General features: G+C 41.7%; 24 protein-coding genes. 14 read left to right on the top strand and 10 right to left on the bottom strand.

Annotation, left to right across the window (positions count from 1 at the left end):
* Positions 1–13: 13 nt before the first annotated feature.
* The 5 genes from ACSBOP_RS11385 to ACSBOP_RS11365 form a co-directional block, all read right to left on the bottom strand.
* The gene (locus ACSBOP_RS11385; protein WP_442600652.1) at positions 14–1672 is read right to left on the bottom strand and encodes an ABC transporter permease; all 1659 of its coding nucleotides are present in this window, start codon (positions 1670–1672) and stop codon (positions 14–16) included.
* 85 nt (positions 1673–1757) lie between these two features.
* On the bottom strand, positions 1758–2792 hold the full coding sequence (locus tag ACSBOP_RS11380; RefSeq protein ID WP_442600651.1) for an ABC transporter substrate-binding protein: 1035 nt from the start codon (positions 2790–2792) through the stop codon (positions 1758–1760).
* Positions 2785–3603 carry a DUF3919 family protein gene (locus ACSBOP_RS11375; protein WP_442600650.1) on the bottom strand — a complete coding sequence of 273 codons (819 nt, stop codon included), beginning with the start codon at positions 3601–3603 and terminating at the stop codon, positions 2785–2787. Before ACSBOP_RS11375 ends, ACSBOP_RS11380 begins: the two co-directional genes overlap by 8 nt.
* A gap of 66 nt (positions 3604–3669) precedes the next feature.
* Entirely contained in the window at positions 3670–5088 is a 1419-nt protein-coding gene (locus ACSBOP_RS11370) for an ATP-binding protein (protein WP_442600649.1), read from the bottom strand.
* Between the two features lie 2 nt (positions 5089–5090).
* Entirely contained in the window at positions 5091–5765 is a 675-nt protein-coding gene (locus ACSBOP_RS11365) for a response regulator transcription factor (protein ID WP_442600648.1), read from the bottom strand.
* A 130-nt stretch (positions 5766–5895) separates the two neighbouring features.
* Here ACSBOP_RS11365 and ACSBOP_RS11360 point away from each other — a divergent pair, with 130 nt between their 5' ends.
* The 7 genes from ACSBOP_RS11360 (at position 5896) to ACSBOP_RS11330 (ending at position 9863) form a co-directional block, all read left to right on the top strand.
* Complete coding sequence (locus tag ACSBOP_RS11360) at positions 5896–6444, top strand: nucleotidyltransferase family protein (RefSeq protein ID WP_442600647.1); 549 nt, start codon at positions 5896–5898, stop codon at positions 6442–6444.
* 157 nt (positions 6445–6601) lie between these two features.
* The gene (locus ACSBOP_RS11355; protein WP_442600646.1) at positions 6602–7141 is read left to right on the top strand and encodes a GNAT family N-acetyltransferase; all 540 of its coding nucleotides are present in this window, start codon (positions 6602–6604) and stop codon (positions 7139–7141) included.
* A 50-nt stretch (positions 7142–7191) separates the two neighbouring features.
* Complete coding sequence (locus ACSBOP_RS11350) at positions 7192–7497, top strand: GNAT family N-acetyltransferase (protein ID WP_442600645.1); 306 nt, start codon at positions 7192–7194, stop codon at positions 7495–7497.
* Positions 7490–7894, top strand: a complete 405-nt coding sequence (locus tag ACSBOP_RS11345) for a DUF2500 domain-containing protein (RefSeq protein WP_442600644.1) — start codon at positions 7490–7492, stop codon at positions 7892–7894. The genes ACSBOP_RS11350 and ACSBOP_RS11345 overlap by 8 nt, the downstream gene beginning before the upstream one ends.
* A gap of 34 nt (positions 7895–7928) precedes the next feature.
* Positions 7929–8522 (top strand): histidine phosphatase family protein, encoded by a 594-nt coding sequence (locus ACSBOP_RS11340; protein WP_442600643.1) that lies wholly within the window; start codon positions 7929–7931, stop codon positions 8520–8522.
* Between the two features lie 16 nt (positions 8523–8538).
* Positions 8539–9300 carry a hypothetical protein gene (locus tag ACSBOP_RS11335; RefSeq protein ID WP_442600642.1) on the top strand — a complete coding sequence of 254 codons (762 nt, stop codon included), beginning with the start codon at positions 8539–8541 and terminating at the stop codon, positions 9298–9300.
* A gap of 2 nt (positions 9301–9302) precedes the next feature.
* Positions 9303–9863, top strand: a complete 561-nt coding sequence (locus tag ACSBOP_RS11330; RefSeq protein WP_442600641.1) for a GNAT family N-acetyltransferase — start codon at positions 9303–9305, stop codon at positions 9861–9863.
* Positions 9864–10057: 194 nt separating this feature from the next.
* On the opposite strand, the gene ACSBOP_RS11325 is transcribed toward ACSBOP_RS11330, so the two are convergent.
* Both ACSBOP_RS11325 and ACSBOP_RS11320 read right to left on the bottom strand, forming a co-directional pair.
* Positions 10058–10336, bottom strand: a complete 279-nt coding sequence (locus ACSBOP_RS11325) for a hypothetical protein (RefSeq protein ID WP_442600640.1) — start codon at positions 10334–10336, stop codon at positions 10058–10060.
* 74 nt (positions 10337–10410) lie between these two features.
* Positions 10411–11184: a helix-turn-helix transcriptional regulator gene (locus tag ACSBOP_RS11320; protein ID WP_442600639.1), complete on the bottom strand. Its 774-nt coding sequence runs from the start codon at positions 11182–11184 to the stop codon at positions 10411–10413.
* Between the two features lie 445 nt (positions 11185–11629).
* Here ACSBOP_RS11320 and ACSBOP_RS11315 point away from each other — a divergent pair, with 445 nt between their 5' ends.
* The 3 genes from ACSBOP_RS11315 to murI all read left to right on the top strand — a co-directional run bounded on the left by ACSBOP_RS11315 (position 11630) and on the right by murI (position 14888).
* Entirely contained in the window at positions 11630–13351 is a 1722-nt protein-coding gene (locus ACSBOP_RS11315) for a proline--tRNA ligase (RefSeq protein ID WP_442600638.1), read from the top strand.
* Between the two features lie 107 nt (positions 13352–13458).
* A complete protein-coding gene (locus tag ACSBOP_RS11310) occupies positions 13459–13842 on the top strand; it encodes a VOC family protein (RefSeq protein ID WP_442600637.1) in 384 nt (127 codons plus the stop codon).
* A gap of 263 nt (positions 13843–14105) precedes the next feature.
* Positions 14106–14888 (top strand): glutamate racemase, encoded by a 783-nt coding sequence (gene murI / locus ACSBOP_RS11305; protein ID WP_442604455.1) that lies wholly within the window; start codon positions 14106–14108, stop codon positions 14886–14888.
* Positions 14889–14924: 36 nt separating this feature from the next.
* On the opposite strand, the gene ACSBOP_RS11300 is transcribed toward murI, so the two are convergent.
* Positions 14925–15002 carry a hypothetical protein gene (locus tag ACSBOP_RS11300; RefSeq protein ID WP_442604454.1) on the bottom strand — a complete coding sequence of 26 codons (78 nt, stop codon included), beginning with the start codon at positions 15000–15002 and terminating at the stop codon, positions 14925–14927.
* Between the two features lie 139 nt (positions 15003–15141).
* Positions 15142–15588 carry a hypothetical protein gene (locus ACSBOP_RS11295; protein WP_442600636.1) on the bottom strand — a complete coding sequence of 149 codons (447 nt, stop codon included), beginning with the start codon at positions 15586–15588 and terminating at the stop codon, positions 15142–15144.
* 367 nt (positions 15589–15955) lie between these two features.
* Here ACSBOP_RS11295 and ACSBOP_RS11290 point away from each other — a divergent pair, with 367 nt between their 5' ends.
* Positions 15956–16969, top strand: a complete 1014-nt coding sequence (locus ACSBOP_RS11290) for a phosphotransferase enzyme family protein (protein WP_442600635.1) — start codon at positions 15956–15958, stop codon at positions 16967–16969.
* 61 nt (positions 16970–17030) lie between these two features.
* Positions 17031–17540 carry a GNAT family N-acetyltransferase gene (locus tag ACSBOP_RS11285; RefSeq protein WP_442600634.1) on the top strand — a complete coding sequence of 170 codons (510 nt, stop codon included), beginning with the start codon at positions 17031–17033 and terminating at the stop codon, positions 17538–17540.
* Positions 17541–17561: 21 nt separating this feature from the next.
* On the opposite strand, the gene ACSBOP_RS11280 is transcribed toward ACSBOP_RS11285, so the two are convergent.
* The gene (locus ACSBOP_RS11280) at positions 17562–18470 is read right to left on the bottom strand and encodes a LysR substrate-binding domain-containing protein (protein ID WP_442604453.1); all 909 of its coding nucleotides are present in this window, start codon (positions 18468–18470) and stop codon (positions 17562–17564) included.
* 180 nt (positions 18471–18650) lie between these two features.
* Between ACSBOP_RS11280 and ACSBOP_RS11275 the strand changes: the two genes are divergently transcribed.
* Complete coding sequence (locus tag ACSBOP_RS11275) at positions 18651–19625, top strand: ABC transporter ATP-binding protein (RefSeq protein WP_442600633.1); 975 nt, start codon at positions 18651–18653, stop codon at positions 19623–19625.
* Positions 19626–19639: 14 nt separating this feature from the next.
* The gene (locus ACSBOP_RS11270) at positions 19640–20710 is read left to right on the top strand and encodes an ABC transporter substrate-binding protein (RefSeq protein ID WP_442600632.1); all 1071 of its coding nucleotides are present in this window, start codon (positions 19640–19642) and stop codon (positions 20708–20710) included.
* The last annotated feature ends 5 nt before the right edge of the window (positions 20711–20715 follow it).

Genomic DNA, 20715 nt, shown 5'->3' with positions numbered 1-20715 from the left:
CTCCTGACTATATTTAGAAATCGAATATTTTGACTTTATCACGGAAGATTAATTTCATTACACCAAGTGTAAGTAAAGTTGCACCCATTAATCCGACAGCGACTGCAGCGGCCCAGTAATACGTACCTGTCTCCGCATAGTTGAAAATCGATACGGCAGCGACAACCCATTTCGGTGTAATGAGGAACACGATCGTACTGAGCGTGTTCATATTTTTCATAAAAGCGTAGACGAAGTTTGCAACAACCGTTTTTTGTAACATCGGAAAAACAATAGTCGTCAATGTTTTTCTACTGTCCGCACCAAGATTAGTTGCGGCTTCTTCAATCGATTTATCAACTTGTTTGAATGAAGCTGTTAGACCTCGATAGCCAACAGGCATTTGCTTCAGTAGCATCGCGATAATGATTAAGATAGCTGAACCTTGAAGCATAATGGGCCCGGAACTGAATGCCACAATAAGAGCAAGACCAACAAATGTACCTGGTAGAGCAATAGGCAATACGGCTGTGAAGTCAAGAAGTCTTTTACCTGGAAAAGGTTTACGAACTACGACATAGGCCAGCATTAGAGCAAAAGCAACTGCAAGCAAGGAACTGACAAGTGATAGTACGAGTGAGTTCATCACAGCAGGGCTGGATGGATTAAATACCATTTTCATAATATGGTCGAATGTGAATGTATTGTCCCGACCGAAGTTTTTCGTGAATGCAAACAAGACTGTAATGGTGAACATCGCCAAGATGAAGAGTGAAATGATACAGTTGAATGTAAAGAGTGCAATATCTGTTTTTCGTGAAGTTGTCACTCGTTTTAGTCCGGAAACTGGCTTGCCTGTAATGGTAGAATAGGAGCCTTTTGACAAGAGCTTATTCTGAATAATGAATACGATTAGTGCAGGGATGACGAGAATAATCCCCATAACGGATGCTAGACCCGGTTCATTATTGATGATTTCACCATATATCTCAACAGCTAGGAGTGAATAATTCCCTCCAATTAACTTGGGATTCCCGAAATCAGCAAAGCAGTTGATTGCAACGAGCAAGAAGGCATTAATCACACCTGGAAGTGCAAGCTTAAGCGTAATGGTGCGGAATAAATGAAATCCTCGTGAACCAAGATTCTGAGCTGCAATTTCAAGATTAGGTGAGATCGCACGAAGGACGCCTGTAATTGTCATATAAGCAAGTGGGAAATAGGAAATCGTCTGTACGATCCATAGTCCTGGAAGACCGTAAAGATCAAGTTCTACACCAAACCATGTTTTTAGCCATTGCGATACCATGCCGCCTCGACCGAACAAGAGCAAGAACGCAAGACCTGTCATAACAGATGGAGCGAGAAGAGGTAAAAAGGCGATAAAACGGAAAAATTTCTTTCCTTTAATGTTCGAGTAATGAATCGAATACGCATAAATAAATCCGAAAACAGTTGCAGTTAAAGCAGATAAGGAAGAACTAACTACCGTATTAAGAAGAGCTGTACCATAACGACCTTTCGTGAAAAAAGTCGTCCAGTCAGTTGCACCCGGTAATGAGATGACGTACACGAGAGGATAAATAACGAAGAGACAAAGTACGGCAAAACAAGTTAGAACTAGGATCAGGGAAGAAGGATCTTTGAGCAACCGGCCGACCGATGCACCCATACCTTTTTTTTCTGTTATCATTGGGGCCTACGACCACCTTCCAATTTCGATTGTATGTGGGGGTGAAAGAACTCTTGTGAAGAATCCATTCACCCCCATGAAATAATTATTTAAGGTTCTTCAATGCATCTTGTAATTCTTTACGTTGCTCAGCAGCTTTCCATAAGCTGTAGGAAGCATTGTATTTCGTTGTTTTGATGTCGATTCCGTTCTTCGGAATAGGTACACCTGGTTTAACAGCAACTGCCATTGCGGACTCACTGTATAGTTGACCTGGCTCTTTGGTTAACATATAATCCATTAACTTCTTAGCACCTTCTGTGTTCTTACCGCCTTTAATGATGGCAAGACCACCGACTTCATAACCCGCAGCCTCAGGAACGATACTTACGATGGGGTTACCTTGGTTCTTGATTTTCAATTGATCACCAAGGAATGTAATCCCGATTGTGTATTCACCTTTAGCTGCTTTTTGAATCGGTTCGATACCGGATTTAGGTCTTTCTTTCAATAAAGGTAGAAGTTGAGTAACGTATTTAAGCATTTCGTCTTTGCCCCATACTTGTGTAAGAGAAGCTACCGCCGTATAAGCTGTACCGGATGTAGCAGGGTCAGACATCCCAATTTCACCTTTGAATTTCGGATCTAGTAGGTCTTTGAAAGATTGAGGGTAGGGTGCAGTACCATACTTTTCTTTCCAACGATTTTCGTTAATACCAATTGCAATAGGGTTCAAGTAAAATCCAGTCCAGAATCCATCTTTATCTTTCATGTTGTCTGGAATGTCTTTGGAGTTAGGGGAGACGTAGCTTTCTAGCGCACCTGCTTTCTTCATAACTTCATGAGAGTCAGCAGGACCACCCATCAGAAAGTCTGCTTGTGGGCTGTTCATTTCGTTCTGTACACGAGTTACAGCTTCACCACTTGGAAGACGAAGTACTTCATAATCAATTCCAGTCTCCGATTTGAATTTATCCAAGATCTTACGTGCTTCTTCTTCTTGGAAGATGGAGTACACGGTAATTTTACCTTTATCTTTACCACCGAATACGCCTGTTTTGTAAAGGAAGAATCCTGCGATGAGTACCACGATAATTACACCTACAATTACCATGGAACGACTATTTTTCTTTCTAGCCATTTCTTTCAACCTGCCCTTCTGGTATGTTCGAGGCATTGTTTATTCTGAAATAAGCTTTATGATTCGTTTCATCCAATAAATCGAATACAACAAAGTAAGCGCTATCATATTGATCAATATGCAGCCAATGTTTACGGCCATTCGCTTCCTTGATTAGCTGTACAACGAAATGTGCACTTGGTGGCTTCTCATTGAAATCAAAATGGTTGAAATCAATGAGTCGAACGGCAGTGCGCATTTGCGCGGTAAGTACATTGCGTTTATCGCTTGCAAGAGGTGTAATTAAACCATCTTGCAAACTAAAAACGTCATGCTGCGGGTTAGCAATTGATGCACCGACTGCATCTGCCGTTAGCGTCTTGTCGATTAGCATGTTCTGAAGTTTACGAATGTCAGCGCTTACATCTAGTGAATTGACCCATTCGGAACCGAAGTGAAAACTGCTCGTATTAATTTCAAAGGGAACATCCTCTTGATCGAGATAAGAGATAGAACCCGTTAAAACCATACGACGCGTATCCGGTCGGTTTTCTTGTCGACCTGAGCTAAGTAGGTGAGCAAAAGACTCTTTCCAAGCGACAAGCTCTTTGGGATCTTCAATCGAGATGGTACCAATTCCTGGGTAAGTAATATTCATTCGCATGGGAACACCAACGAATAATTCGCGGTTCTGCTGCTCCCTTGGCACGATGTGCACTTCATCTACACTAATTCGAAAAAGATAAGCAAATATAACGATTAACGTAGACCCGACAACGATTTGTAATAGGATGAGACGAAACCATGAAAGCCCTTTCTTTTCCTCATGCATGTAGAATACTCTCCTTTTGTCTCAGAAAAATCATATCTTTGTATCAATTTTGTAACACGTTAGCATTCATTCTTTTTCATTTTGAAAATGCAGTTCTACAACCGTACCTTCATCCATACGGCTGGAAATTAGAATATGTCCACCTTGAAGCTCCATGAGCTGCTTACACAGTAAGAGACCGAGACCATGGGAATGAGAGGAGATCGGACGCGGTTCTTTTTCTTCTTTAGGGAGGAAAATTTGGTGAATTTCTTCATCGCTCATTCCACGACCATTATCAGCAATACGGATCATACAAGTGTGATTTTCAAGGGATTTTTCAATCGTAATATTCAAGTGTGTGCATTCGCTATGTTTAATCGCATTGTCAATCACATTGAACAAGACTTGTTGTGTGCGCTTTGGGTCAATGTATGCTTCGCAATTATCAGCTGTACAAGTTGCTTGAATAGCAGACTTCTGCAAAGTGGGTTCAAGAATACGAAGACTGTCTATAAGTACGGTCTTTAGATTCGTCTGCTCTAGCTGCACACGCCATGCTTCATCGCCTTTAAGTGAATAGCGAAGCAGATCATCTACCATTTGTAAAAGTCGCGTGCTTTCTTTACGGATATACATGTTACAATTACGAATTTCTTCCTTATGTTCTAATTTATCTATTAATTCGGAAAATCCAATGATTGAAGTCAGTGGTGTCTTCAGCTCATGGGTCACGTTATCGTAGAATTTCTTTTGCTTACCTTGCTCTAGATGTAAGAGTTCAATGTGCTCTTGTAGTGCAGAGGACATAAGGTTAAAATCATCCGCAATTTCCCTGATTTCATCCTGACTGCGTACTTTTATTTTGCGACTGAAGTCACCAACAGCGACACGCTTCAGAGCATGCTGCAAGGCTTGAAGCGGTTTCATGAGGAAGAACGAAAACGAATAACTGGCTAAGAGCGCAATTAATAGACAGCCAAGAGCAACGCCAATGAACCAAGTGCGCATTCCAGCTAGTGTATGCTCATGTTGTTCTAAATTCAGTAAGTATCGAAAGCCGCCAACAATTTTACCTTCAAAAGAGAAAGGGGATGCATAGATGAGAATCTTAGCACCTTCCCCCTCGGTAATAACCGTTGCGGTATGCCCGGATAGAGCAGCTTCAATATCGTTTCGTTTAATAAGATCTTCCTTACTACTGCTGTCTCCAATAATCGTGCCTTGACGATCAAACAATTGGACTTGAAAGTTACTGTTCGATGCTAGATGGGAAGCAATCAAAGGCGCATAGGCACCGGAGAATAACTCTTCGATGCTAATTTTTTTATCATTAATAATCTTAAGGGCCTCGATCCGGTGCAAGGAGTAGTATTGATTGAGTGTCTGAGTGTCACGTTCAATCATGCTTTTACTAAGCGTATAATTAATGACCACATACATGGCTGCAAGTAGCATAATAATCGTGATCATATGCTGGATGAAAAATTTATTTCGCAGACGCATCTTTATACCTCCAGCTTGTAACCCATACCGTGAACGGTGGCAAGTACGTATCCATGTGGTTTTAATTTCTCCCGCAATCGATTAATAAGCATGTCCACTGCCCTGGTTTGTCCGTAATACTCATAGCCCCATACTTGATCAAGCAGATGTTCACGTGAGAACACCTTTTTTGGATTTTTACATAGGAGCCACATCAGCTCAAATTCTTTACTTGTGGTCTTAATGAGTTGATCTGCTACACGTAGAGTGCGCTTTTCACGATCAATCTCAATTACACCGACTTGCAGCGTTTCCGAAGTTGGAAGTGTAGATTCCGATCGCATACGTCGCATAACCGCACGAATGCGCATGACGAGTTCTCGGGTTTCAAATGGTTTCGTTAAATAATCATCAGCACCAAGTTGAAAACCTAAGATTTTATCATTCATTTCATTCTTAGCTGTTAGTAGGATGACGGGGATATCTTTATAAGACTGACGAAGCGACTTGAGAAGCTCAAATCCAGATTGATCCGGCAGCATTAAATCTAGCAAGATTAAGTCAAAGGTACGCGATGAAAGCTCAGCAAGTCCTTCACTGATCGTACCTGATATGGTAGGGTGAAATCCTTCTACTTCGAGGCTGAGTTTGAGCAGCATTTGTATACTAGCATCATCTTCGATTATTAATAGGTTCACAGGTAGCTTTCCTTTCCGTAAACGTAGTTGTGTAAGTAATTCGAATATTATACCTTTAATCAGAGCGAAGAGGGTAGAGAATTTGTAAGGGAATTTTTAAAATATGAAGTTGGAAACTTTGGAGGGACATATGACACGATACATGGATCCATTTTTGAAACTGATCAGAACGAATGAAGACATCATGAAAGACTTATCTATAATAAGAGAATTGAAGTTGCCAGATTGGTACGTAGCTGCTGGTTATATACGCAATTATATTTGGGACACACTTCATGAATTCCCAGATCGAACGCCGTTAAATGATATCGATGTGATCTATTTTGATCCGAACATCATAGACGAAGCACTTGAAAAGGAATACGAGCAGCGATTAATTGAAGCGACGGGTCTTACGATCTGGTCTGTTAAGAATCAAGCGCGTATACACATTCAAAATGGGGACCTACCCTACTTATCCATCGAAGATGCGGTAAGCCAGTGGCCGGAAACGGTTACAGCAGTTGGAGTTCGGCTTGAGGAGGATGATTCTATCACCGTATTGAGTCCGTATGGACTGGAAGATATTTTTGAGTATCGGGTTAGAAGAAGTCCGAAGTTCAAGGATGAAGCTTATTATCGGGCACGTATGAATAAGAAAAATTGGATTAGCATTTGGAGTAGACTGGAAATTGATTGAGGATAACATCCCTTGGAACTTTAATTTATTCTTGACATGCAGCAGAATATGGAAGAATCTAGTTAATGAGGAAGACATTTATCTATATGAGAAAAAGAGAGGTCCTCATGATCCAGATTTTCGGAATAAAATTTGATTCATTTAGGAGCTAGTATCCATGATTCTATTTCAAAATCAAGACCTGGAAGTAAGAAAGCTTGAACCTGTGGATGCAGAGATACTTGTTAAATGGCTTTCGAATCCAGTTGTATTGGAATTTTATGAAGGCAGAGATCGTCCGCTTGATCTGGCAGCTGTTCAAGAACATTTTTATGAAAATAGGGAAGAGATCAGCCAATGCATCATTGAATATGATTCTGTGGCTATTGGTTATATCCAATTTTATAAGATTGATCAGGAAGAACGTGAACTTTACGGCTATGCAGCATATAACGGGACGATCTATGGGATGGATCAGTTCATCGGAGAGCCAGCATATTGGAACCAAGGAATCGGTTCTCATCTGATCAAGGAAGCTGTTCAATATTTAATTCATGACCAAGGTGCAGATAAAATTGTCATGGACCCGCAAGCTTGGAATACAAGAGCTATACATGTCTATGAGAAGAATGGCTTCGTTAAGAAGAAGTTTCTCGAAAAGCATGAATGGCATGAAGGTGAGTATAGAGACTGCTGGCTAATTGAATATGTCAAATAGATGGGGGTGTATTCTGGGGTTATGAAGCTAACAACAGATTACTAGGTGTGATGGGTATTCAGGATAAAGGGGACGTATCGCTTATTCGTCATGCATATGTGAGAACAAGTGAGCGGGGAAGCGGCATTGGGACGAAGCTCCTGACCTATTTGACTGAATTATCTAGCAAGCCTTTTCTCATTGGCACATGGGAAACTGCTTCTTGGGCGATCCAATTTTATGTGAAAAATGATTTTACACTCGTGACACCTGAAGAGAAAGTGAAGCTGCTTCAAACCTATTGGAATATTCCTGAACGGCAAGTAGAAACTTCTGTAGTGTTATGTGATCGTAGGTGGAGGGGATTAAATGCATAGTGATCGCTTTGGTGAAGAAGATGGATTTGGTTTTTTTAGCTTTTTAGGAAATATGCCTTTATTCTTTCGTTTTTTCTTTATTATTATCTTTTTAGCAGTTGTAAGCACCTTTGCTTATATGATCTTCAAAAGTATTAAAACTTATCTATCCAACAATGCAGCAGAATTATTGACTAGACCCTGCAAAGTGGTCGATAAGCGGACAAAGGTTTCGGGTGGGTCTGGTGAATCGAGTGCAAGTACGGATTATTTTATAACCTTTGAATTTGAGGATGGTTCACGTGTTGAGCTTCCTATAAGGACAAATCAATATGGCATGATCGTCGTTGGTGACCATGGTGAACTCACCTATCAAGGGACTCGATTCAAAAGTTTCAATCGTATGATGGGTAAGTGAGTGATGCAGATGAATAAACAAGGGGGATGTACAGATGAAAACAACGGTGTATATGGTTAGACATGCAGAATCCCCTTTCGAACATGGACAGGAACGAGAACGTGGCTTGTCTGATGAAGGTCGAGTTGAAGCAGTACGGGTTGCGGATCGATTCGAAGGAATTGAAGTGGATTATGTTGCTGCAAGTATCTATGTAAGAACGATTGAGACGATCCAGCATGTTGCTGACCGAAGGTCTCTAACCGTACATACGTTTGAGGAGCTAAGAGAAAGACCAATTAAAGGCTTGGATTACAAGGCACCCTGGGAAGAGCTAGTCGTCGCGATTGAACAGTCTTTTACTGACCATGACTTCGCATTAGAAGGTGGGGAACCGACAAGACAAGCACAGAAGCGGGCAATTCCTATTTTTGAACAGATTATTCAAGAGCAACAAGGGAAGAACATTGTGATCGGTACACATGGGAATATCATGACGATCATATTGAATTATTATGATCCGGGTTATGGTTATGAATTTTGGAAGCAAACCTCCAAACCTGACATTTATAAAATCATTTTTGAAAACAACAAAATGGTTCATGTAACACGAATGTGGGATACAGTGCCAGCAGAAGCAGAACGCTAGAAACTGAGGGGTAGACATGCATACAACAAAGAACAAACAAGAAGATATTCTCAGTAAAGCGAGAAATCTTAGATCCATACATCTCCAAGGTCATTTAGGCGGCGAGATCATGCCTGAGGATGCGAATCCAGGTTTACCAAAGGGTGATGCTCTGAACTATCTCTATTTTACATTGCCGATGGCCCTTAATTATCAACGCAATTCATACACCCTTTGGGAGTCGGCTTTACTAGCTTTTCAAGATCCAGAAACATGTCGAATATTCGATCCCGCAGTAGTCGTTCAATATCAAGAAAATGAGCTTAGAGAAAAACTGATAAAGCATAAAGTCGCCTTGCAGCCGAACAAACATCCAGCAACGTGGATGTCCATTTGTGAGTCGATAATGAAACATTTTGACGGGGATATTAGGAACTTGTTTATGCAGTGTGAGTGGAATATACCGAATATTCTTACGTATGTACAAAAGACTCATAAGAAAAGCTTCCCTTATTTAAGCGGGCCTAAGATCTGTAATTATTGGCTCTATGTTATGAGTAATTACACCGATGCACAATTAACAGGTAGGGATGCACTATCGATCGCACCAGATACTCATGTGATTCAAGCATCCGTTCGACTGGGATTAATAGAGGAAACGCAACTGAATAGTAGCGATATTCAATCCCAAGTTAATCAAGCCTGGAAAGACCTATTAGCAGGTACAGAGTTATCTTTAATCGATTTACATACACCACTTTGGCTTTGGAGTCGGAGTGGTTTTGATAAGGAGTGTTGAACATGAATCCAATTTTATTAGATTTTCCATCTGAATTTTATACGGAAAGGCTGCATATTCGCATTCCTCTTCCAGGTGATGGACGTGCCGTGTATGAAGCGATCATGGTATCATTAGAGGAATTAAAACCCTGGATGCCTTTTGCTCATCAAGAACAAACGGTTGAACAGGTGGAAATTGGTCTTCGAGAGGGACATTTAAAATTTCTAAGACGTGAAGATTTAAGAATGCTTATTTTTGAAAAGGATACCCGTCAATTCATCGGTTCAACCGGGTTGCATAAACCAAATTGGCAAGTTCCGAAGTTTGAGATTGGTTATTGGATGGATACACGATATAGCGGAAAAGGCTACATGACGGAAGCCATTCAAGGGGTTTGTGATTTTGGTTTTAACGTCCTGCATGCAAGAAGAATTGATATCCTCTGCGATGAGATGAATACGAAAAGCAGAGCCGTACCGGAAAGGCTTGGGTTTACATTAGAAGGTATTATGCGAAATTATGGCTCAACGATGGATGGACAAGGGCTGAGGAATATGTGTATTTATGCCATGACTAAGTAATAGGGGGGATGAATATGACTCGTACCATTGGTGTGAAGCGCTGACAAACTTTGGCTGCAAAAAAGACCCCTTATTTTCAAGGAGTCTTTATTGGACGCGCTTATACATTGTTAGTATTTTTTTACAGACTTGTTGATCAAAAGTTATGTAAATACCCAATGTACATTGAAGCTAATATTTTATGAGATTAAATATTAGTTATGATTCATATCTTGACCAATCTTATTCCATGTTTCCATGGTGATTGTAAGATCTTCTGAATACTGGCTTAATTTCATTTGGGCCGCTTGAGGATATCTTAATTGGGCGATTTGATCCGTTTGACAGAGTGTAATCGTCATGTATTCGTGGATAAGGCAAACTGTATGCCCATCAATTTCATGAGAAATTTCAAAGCCAAGTATGTTGCAACAAAATTGCAAAGCATAACTTAAATCGGATACATAAATTGGAACAAAAGCTGTTTTTGGCATCTGAAAGTCCTCCTAGTTGAAAGTTATTCCTAAAAGGATAGGGCAGGAAGCAAGCAAAAAATTCTTCTAGTTTGCTATTTCTCTTTTTGCTGTTCAAAGAGTAAGAGAGGGAGGTTCACAACAATCGGGGGATCAGTTGGAAGTGGTTCTCTTAGAGAAACAGTGACATTTAGCTCGGAATTCTCCTTAATCTGAATAGGTGTTGGATGCATCCCTCTTAAAGCATGATCAAGTATAAAATAATCTTTGATGTTCAAGCTCCATTGAATTCCTGCACTAAGCAAGTAGTATGTTCCAGGGGGAACTCCTGAAAATGAACAAGTTCTTTTTCGAGTTATAGCTGTTCCAACAATAGGTCGCTGATCTGGAATGGGTCTCGGGAATAAGCCAACGAAGATAATGCCATGAAAAGATGTGGGTGCCTCAATTAGACATTTAATTTGAGGATTACCCACATCATGTGATGGCATTAAAGATAGATCTTCATGTTCAAGTTGTTTCACATTGGCTGATAAGGAGCCAGATAAGGAACGGAATTTTTTAGGAGATACACCTACAAATTGCTTGAATTTTGTGTTAAATGAACCTTGGCTTCGAAATCCTATGGCTATTAGTACCTTTAGAAGCAGAGAGGACTCTTTGAGAAGAGTAGTTTTGCCCGACTCGATACGCAGGGCAGATAAATATTGACGAGGGGATATGCCTGTCGCTTTTTTGAACATCCTTGAAAAATGATACGGACTATATCCAACATGCTCAGCCATTTGAGAAGAAGTAACATCTTCACCCAAATGTTCTCTCATGAATTGAATCGCCTTTACTGTAGCTCTAATATGTGGTTCTTTCATTAACATTTATCACCTCACTTTCGATTTAGAGATAGGACGACATCATTGCATAATAACAGGAAAACGCCAATAATCCAAATTATCTTGCATATAAGATGATCCGCATTCGTTTTGAGAAAACTCATTTGGATACACTTGACGCTTCATCTTTTTTCATGTAAATTAGTAAAAATTGTTATATCAAAAATGCTTTGATCAAGACCCTAACGTTCGAGAATCGTCGTACAGAGAAGAAACCCACCGGCTGAAAGGTTTCTCGTTAGCGAGTGAACGTTCCCTATCTTGTGAGCTGTAATGGAAGCGATTGGCTTACCATTACCGGCATATGCCGTTATTAGATTGAGGATTGCAGATTGATGTGCAGTCAAAAAAGGGTGGTATCACGACACATTCGTCCCTGACGGATGTGTCTTTTTGCGTTCCAAATTAGAGGAGGTTTTAGACTATGCGCCAAAATCAATTGTTAGTGTCAACCCTGCGGGAAGCACCTGCAGATGCCGATGTTGTCAGTCATCAACTCATGCTGCGCGCGGGCTTTATCCGTCAACTAGCAGCAGGGATTTATACGTATATGCCGTTAGGTCGTCGTGTGTTGCGGAAAGTCGAAGGGATCGTTCGAGAAGAGATGGATCGTGCGGGTGCACAAGAGCTGTTAATGCCTGCTATGCAGCCGGCAGAATTGTGGAAGGAATCAGGCAGATATGCCGTCTATGGGCCTGAGCTTATTCGTTTGAAAGACCGTCATGAGCGTGAATTTGCACTGGGGCCAACGCATGAAGAGGTCATCACAACACTGGTGCGTAACGAAATTAGTTCTTATCGCAGATTGCCAGTTACATTGTATCAAATTCAGACCAAATTCCGTGATGAGCGTCGTCCTCGTTATGGCTTGCTGCGCGGCAGAGAGTTTCTAATGAAGGATGCGTATTCGTTTGACACCGATTGGGAAGGTCTGAATGAATCTTATTTGAAAATGTTCCACGCGTACCATCGCATCTTCGAACGGTGTGGCATCAATTTCCGAGCAGTAGAAGCAGATCCAGGTGCAATCGGTGGTGAAGGTGGAACACATGAATTCATGGCACTTGCAGATATAGGAGAAGACACAATTGCAGCTTGTACATGCTGTGATTATGCGGCGAATCTGGAGAAAGCGGAAGCTGGAACAAGCGCTCAAGGGGAGGAATTAATTGTGCAAGCTTCGAGTGCAGCTCAATACGTTCCATCCATTGAGAAGTTCCATACTCCGGGGATCAAGACAATTGATCAACTCGTAGAATCATTGCAAATCGCAGCATCGGATATCATGAAGACACTTATTTTCCAAGCAGATGAACAAGTCGTAGCTGTTGTCGTTCGTGGTGATCATGAGGTCAACGAGATTAAGGTGAAGAATTACTTAGGGGCGATCGATATCGCAATTGCGGACGCAGATATAGTCGAAAGAGTTACAGGTGTAACTGCTGGTTTTGTTGGGCCAACGGGTCTTCAGATTCCGGTCCTTGTGGATCAAGCGGTTGTTCAAATGACAAGTGGTATTGCTGGAGCAGGTGAGGTCGACTATCACAATCGACATGTACAAGCGCAGCGCGATATTTCCCTTCAACATGTGGGTGACTTCCGGAATGTAAATGAAGGAGATAAGTGCCCACGATGTGCCGAAGGCATTTTCAAATTATATCGAGGCATTGAGATGGGTCATGTATTCAAGCTTGGTAAGAAATATAGTGAAACACTTGGCGCGACATTCTTAGATGCAAGCGGTAAAAGCCAACATATGATCATGGGCTGCTATGGGATTGGAATCTCACGTATTCTATCCGCGGTAATTGAACAACACCATGACGAATCGGGTATCATATGGCCATCTGCACTCGCACCATTCCAAGTTCACCTTATTCCAATCTCCACGAAAGACGAGAAGCAGATGCAAATTGCGAATGATCTCTATCATCGACTTGTGGAAAATGGAATCGAAGTGCTTATCGACGACAGAGATGAACGTCCGGGTGTGAAATTCAAGGACTCCGACCTTATTGGTATCCCGCAGCGGATCATTATTGGTAAAGATGCCGAGAATGGCTTCGTTGAGTTTGTTGAACGGAGTAAGAATAGGAAAGAATCAGTTACGATTGAGGAAGCTTTTTCGCGTATAAGTAGGAAATAAGAATAGGGAATATACAGCAATTGATAAGAAATCAACCAATGGGTTTTTTGATAGGATGATAGCAGAGTTATTGCTCATTAGTCTAATGTAAAATCGGAGGGATTCATTTGAAAGTTTCACAAGTTCGCTTATTCGTACCGAATGTTCGAGAATGTTTATTGTTTTACCGAGATCTCATGGGACTTGTTGTCCTCCACGGAAATGAAAACACTCCGTATGCTGAGTTTCAAACGGGAAATATCAATATTGCACTAGAGCCTCTGCTAGTGAGTCAGCCTAATGAAGTCTTGCGTAAGCCGCATGCATTCAGTGCCCATGATCAAGTTGCCATCATTTTCAAAGTAGATGACGTTGACGCAACTTTCGAGCAATTAAAGAGTAGGGATGTTGAATTTGTAAAAGAACCACATGATACGCCTGATTGGGGTCACCGTGTAGCCTATTTGCGTGACCCTGCTGGGAATTTGATTGAGCTTAATGGAGGAAATTAATATACGTATATGAAAGAAAGAAAAGTGACTCCTTGAGAGTCACTTTTTTACTTTGGGGATACATTTGTTTCAAGTGTTAACACAGCTCATTCATGTCTTGCAAAATGATTCTGGACTTCATCCACAATTGGGCGTATATTGGTTTGGAATCAATCCTTTTGCCGATTGAGAACGTAGTCGTAATTATGTCATACTGGTATCAGAAAGTATACGAGAATGATCACATCAATAGTAAGACAATAAATGAGAACAAGGTGACAGCGATGAGAATAGCTTTTTTTGATTCAGGGATCGGCGGAATAACCGTGATGTCAGAGGCAATGAAACAACTGCCAAAAGAAGATTACATTTACTATGCAGATACCCTTCATGTTCCATATGGGACGAAGACAAAAGAAGAAGTAAAATATTATGTGAAAAGCGCCATCCAGACCATTATGAAAGAAGAAGTTAAAGCGATAGTTATCGCTTGTAATACAGCTACAAGTATTGCGGTATCTGACCTTAGAAGCGAATTCCAAGTGCCGATTATTGGTCTAGAGCCTGCCGTAAAACCAGCAGTAGAGATGAATCGGACCAGTGGGAAGAGAGTGCTCGTATTCGCAACACCTCTTACACTTAGTCAATCCAAATATATGGATCTAGTATCCCGGGTTGATGATCAGCACATTGTCGATTCGCTTCCATTAACAGATTTAGTCGGCTATTGTGAGCGTCTTGAGATCGAGGGTGCGACTGAATATTTGAGACAACAACTGGCTAACTATGATCTAACAAATATTGGAACGATTGTTCTAGGATGTACGCATTATCCATTTTATAAAAATGTAATTAAGCATCTTGTACCCGATCACATTCAAATTATTGATGGAAGCAAGGGTACAGTAAATAAACTGAAGCAAGAACTTGAAAAAAACGGAATGCTTAGTTCGAATGGAAATTCCGATGTGAAATATCTTTGCTCCAGCAACGATCCTAGTAATATTTTAAAAATGAAACAGGCTGCTGAAATTTATGCAGACATAGATAGGAGAAGCCTATCGTAAGGGGGATCGGGTCAATCTTACCGAAGATTAATAACATTAACCAACCTGTATAAAAGCACGCATTCCAGCCTCTTTATGTCCGGGAAGTGTACATACGACTTGGTAATAACCGATCTTGTCAAAGCTGACAAAGAGGCTGCTTTTCTTTCCAGGTGCGGCATGAAGTGAATATTTGCACCCATAATTACAAAGTCATGTTCCACCGAACCGGTATTGTCCAGCGTGATTTTGATCTTCTGATTCTGGCTTCAGTTTAGGGTAGGGTTAGATCTTGATTGTGTTTCACTTCACCTAACAACATGATAAAGAGTATGAATAGGATTCCGCTACATAGAATCGAGATAAACTTAATGGCAGAGTCCGTATAGGGAGCAGGGACCATAACCATAAGCATCGTGCCCATCATCCCGCTCATAATACCTGACAATAAGCCATCTAATACTGCCATCAGACTGATCGGCACCCCAATAATACCTCCTGCAGCACCACCAACCAGCATACTGATGATCGTGGATTGATAGAATTGACCAGGCATCCAAATCGTGAACAAGCTGCCGCATACAAGTCCAACTGTCATACCTACTGCCATCGCTGCCATCATCCCAGCCATTTTACTTATATCTTTTCGAAATATACCAACATAACCCGCAATCCAAAACGTTAGAATGGTAAATAATCCATTTAACAATATCACACTCATATACCGTGCCCCCCTATCTTTTATTAATGAATATGCTAGGGGTTCTTTTTTATGTAATTGACTTTTCGGAAATATTAAACTATGGTGAAAATAACTTATTTTTGAGGGGAGTGAGCGGCATGAAACGCCGGGTTAAGATGACTACAACAATTAAGGTGATTTTGAACTGAATAGGATAAGCAGGCTTTAGGAGTCTGCTACGAGTAAAGGGATATGACTGCTCATTTTTTCCATTAAAAAGAGAGCTTGTTTGCTTATGCATACAATCACTCAAATAGGAATTAACGAGACTGCAGGTATAACCTTGCGGTTTTTTTTGTGCGCAAAATTAGAACAACAAACCCAGATCATAAGGAGCTGTATGCCAATGTTAAAGTTAAAATATCTTTTTAATAATCTAGATCTAGCAACAATGATACTGAATAACTGGGAATTTGATTCGGTTGAGTTATTTAAGTATTACCGGATATCATCAAATGCAATCTATCCTTTTGCCAAAGATGGGAAGACTCAATTGCTTAGATTTGCTCCAAAGACAGAAAAATCGATAGAAAATATACGAGCCGAATTGGAGTTTATCGCCTATCTACGGGATCGAGGTTACGGTGTGCTTGAAGCTGTTCAATCTAAGAACGGGGAGAAGCTAGTAGAAACAGAGACACCATGGGGCGAATATGCGGCTTCTGTCTTTATGCGTGTATCTGGTGTGCAGTTGAACCGGACTGACTTGAGCGACGACATTATATATAGCTATGGCAAGGCGCTGGGTAAGCTTCATCAGTTATCTAGTGAATATACACCTACTTCATATAAAAGATGGTCCCACCGTGAAGTGTTAGGCTGGATGCAAGCTGTATTAGCTGAGTTTCCGCAAGAAATAGCAGCGATGAATGAAGCGAAGCTTTTAACAGCGTATTTTGATACACTTCCGATGAACAATCGTAATTACGGTCTCATCCATTATGACTTTGAATTTGATAATGTATTCTATGATCAAGCAGCAGAATCATGTAATGCAATTGATTTTGATGATGCGATGTATCATTGGTATACAATGGATATTGAACAATCCTTGGATAGTCTGCAGGATGTTGTCCCGGAAGAAATGTATGAGATGAAGAAGAAAATCTTCTTGGATGGGTACCAGACTGCGTATGAGTTATCGGAGGATGATGAGCAGCTATTACCCGCATGCAGACGTTTTGCTAATTTGTACGGATACGTTCGTATACTCAGGTCTACAGATGAACAATGGGCGAATGAGCCCGAATGGTTGGCTGAGTTAAGAGAGAGATTATCCCATGCTATGCAAGAAGAATCTCGTTATTTTGGAACAAATTTGGATGGCGTGTTGAAAAAGGAAATGCATGAAATCCATTGAAGTAGAACGCTTGTTCCTGTTAAAATAGAAAGAAACAAATGCGAGGGAGATGTGGCTTCGGATGAGCGAGCTTCAAGTACGATTAAAACCATGGGTAGAGTCGAATCTTACATTGTTACAGCAGTTGAATATACCCGAAATGCTTGAACATCTTGGAGGGACAGAGACAGAGGAGCAAGTCATAAAGCGGAATATGCGGTACAGTGAGATTGGTCAAACGGGTAAGGGACGTATGTTTAGTATTGAAATATGGCCTGATCTTATTCAAGTTGGTAATATCGGGTATTGGGAGGGTCAGTGGGAGAATGAAACGGTGTATGAGATGGGCTGGGGCGTTCTACCTGCGTTTCAAGGTAAAGGTATAGCATCCCAAGCTGCGCTAGCTGCAATAGCACAGGCTAAAATAGAATCTAAACAGAAGTACTTACATGCATTCCCATCTGTCCACAATCCATCGTCAAATGCCATGTGTCGGAAGCTTAATTTTGAGTTCGTTTCAGAGTGCGATTTTGAATATCCAAAAGATAACTGGATGAAATGCAACAATTGGCGTCTGGATCTTACTTTGTAATCATCCAAACACCCTGAACTATTAGAGTTCAGGGTATTTTTTTGAGGATTGCCGGAGGTGCTGAATGAACTGAACGATCAGGGCGGATTGTCTGCGTTCTTGATTATAGACCAAGTACACATTTCTCTTGAATAAATTATGAGGGATCGGACGGAATTCAAGCTCTCCACGTCCCGATTCCTTATTGACAGCCAGCTTGGAAATAAACGCAGCGCTATCTCCCAGCATGACGGATTGTTTGATCGCCTCCAGTGAATCCAACTCTAGATAGGCATTTAAAGAAATGCCATTGGTCAATGCCCATTTGTCGGTCAATTGCCGTGTGCTGGATTCCAGTCCGTGAAGAATGAAAGGGACCTCTGACAATAAGCCGGGATTCAGTTCAGGATGCTGAGCTAGGCTATGTTGGGGGGAGAAGATGACGACAAGCTCATCCTTGCATATCGTTTCGCTGACAAGCGGAGGGAGCTGGAAAGGTTGGGTGGACATGATTCCAATATCAATTTCGTGATTTAATAGCATATCTTTGATTACGGGTGATGCTTTCACCACTAGCGAAATCATGATCTGTGGGTAGCGTTTGGCGAAGCTGCTTAGAATGGCGGGCAGAATGTAAGTAGCAGGTACATAGCTGGCGCCGATCCGAATGGAGCCCCGTTCCAACTGGTCGAACTCTTTAACTACGCGCTCTGCGTCTTGTGCCAGTACATTGATTTTGTGTGCATAGTGGCGAAGTGCTTCTCCGGCTTCGGTCAGATAGGTTTTACCGGCACGAGATTCAAAGAGCTGTACACCGAACTCCTTCTCCAAGTTTTTCATATGAAAAGTGACGGTCGGCTGCTTGAGCTCCAACAGCTCAGCGACGGCAGTGACTTTTTTATGCTGCGCTAACAATTCCACAATTCTAAATTTCAATAGATTAAGGTTCATCATGTACTCATCTCCTCAAGTCTGTGTCAGTTCCCAATAGTATAGATAAAATCTATGGATTTGAATAGATTCTATTGAAAAACTTAACACAGCCTTTACGCTCCGTTGATATTCTTCTTTATTTGAACAAGTACACTAAGGGTAGTTCAGCAAGATTAGGCAAATAGGTAGGTTGATGCTATGGATGTTGTAATTAAAGGTTTGGAAAAATCATTTGGACAGGTACGTGCGTTAAAGCCAACTGACCTACATATCAAAAGAGGCAAGTTTACGACACTCCTCGGACCATCCGGATGCGGAAAGACAACTCTTCTTCGTATGATTGCTGGTCTTGATACACCGGATCGGGGAGAGATTCACGTCGGTACAGATTGTTATTTCTCAGCTGTTCGTAAAGTAGATAAGCCAGCGCACCTTCGTAATTTCGGGATGGTGTTCCAGGACTTTGCGCTGTGGCCGCATATGACGGTATTTGAAAATGTAGCTTTCTCGCTGCGGGCTTCAGGACAAAAGAAGGATATTGGGGTCCGCGTACAAGAAGCGGTAGAGATGGTTAGGCTCGGCGGAATGGAGAAGCGCTACCCGCATCAATTGTCCGGTGGACAGCAGCAGCGGGTCGCTTTTGCAAGAGCTGTCGCAATGAGACCTCAGCTTGTACTATTCGACGAACCGTTAAGCGCACTTGACGCTGTACTGCGGGACGAAATGCGGATTGAACTGACAGGCCTCGTACGGAATATAGGATTAACTGCGCTGTATGTCACGCATGATCAGGTTGAGGCGATGTCGATGTCAGATGAGATTGTGGTCATGAAGGATGGTCAGGTCTTGCAAGTCGGATCTCCCGAAGACATTTATCATCGACCCGTTCATCCATCCGTGGCACAGTTTATCGGCAAATCGAATTGGCTAGTCAAGGACAAGCAAGTCATTCGTCCGGAACACATTCGTTTGATGGAAGAGGGAGAGACTGCTGAAGAAACATATTCGGGCAGTATCCATGCTGTCAGTTATGTGGGAGATCGTTATGAACTACAGCTAGATATGGGGTCATTAGGAAGTTGGATCGCTTATCATCAGGACCGTCTCCCTGTAGGGGATAAGGTGCAGGTAGCGGTGTCCACACGGCATATTCATCATATCAATGCAAATTAAGGGAGGATTACAAAATGAAATTGGCAAAAGGCTTAAAGAATGGTGCATTCGTTATGTTAACGGCAATGGTCGGATTCGGTATGACAGGTTGCGGTGCAGCACAGAAAACAGCAGGTTCAACGTCATCACCATCAGCAGCACCAACAGCAGCGACTAAAGCGGAAGATAAAAAACTTAGCGGCAAGCTAGTTGTATACAGCGCAGGACCAAAGGAATTAGCAGAGGCAATTCAAAAGGGATACGAGGCTAAAACAGGCGTTAAAGTCGAAATGTTCCAAGGAACGACAGGTAAAATTTTGGCACGTATGGAAGCGGAAAAAGCGAATCCAGTTGTCGACGTAGTTGTACTCGCTTCATTGCCTGCTGCGCAAGGTTTGAAGAAAAGCGGATTGACCTTAGCTTATAAAGGTGCTCCAAACGCAGATAAGCTGATCCCCGAATGGACAGATGCTGAGGGCAACTATTTCGGATACAGTGCTTCGGCATTAGGCATTGCTTATAATACGAAGTCAGTGAAGACGCCTCCCAAAAGTTGGGATGACCTAACGAAGGCAGAATGGAAGGGTAAAGTGAATATTCCTGATCCGGCTCTATCTGGCTCTGCATTAGACTTCATTACTGGTTATTTGAGTACCAAAGGCGAAGTAGGGTGGAAGTTGTTCGATCAGTTTAAAGCGAACGGTATGGCTCTAGCCGGTGCTAACCAAGAGGCGCTCGATCCTGTTATTACTGGAGCGAAAAGTATGGTTGCAGCAGGTGTTGACTATATGACATACCAAGCTAAAGCGAAGGGTGAGCCAATTGATCTGGTTTATCCTGCTGAGGGGACAGTCATTAGTCCACGTCCAGCCTCCATTATGAAGTCGAGTAAAAATGTAGAGAGCGCCAAAGCATTCATCGATTATATGATCTCTGACGAAGCACAGAACTTAGTAGCTAATACGTATTTGCTGCCAGGTCGCAAAGATGTGAAAGCAAAGGATCGTCCAGGTGTTGATCAAATCCCATTGATTAAAGTGGATTGGGCATGGATGGACAGCAACGGCGACGCCACAACAAAGAAATTTACACAGCTCTTTAAATAATAGAA

Source organism: Paenibacillus sp. KN14-4R (assembly GCF_052180255.1).
GTDB lineage: Bacteria > Bacillota > Bacilli > Paenibacillales > NBRC-103111 > Paenibacillus_AM.
This window is presented reverse-complemented; position numbering and strand designations above follow the sequence as displayed.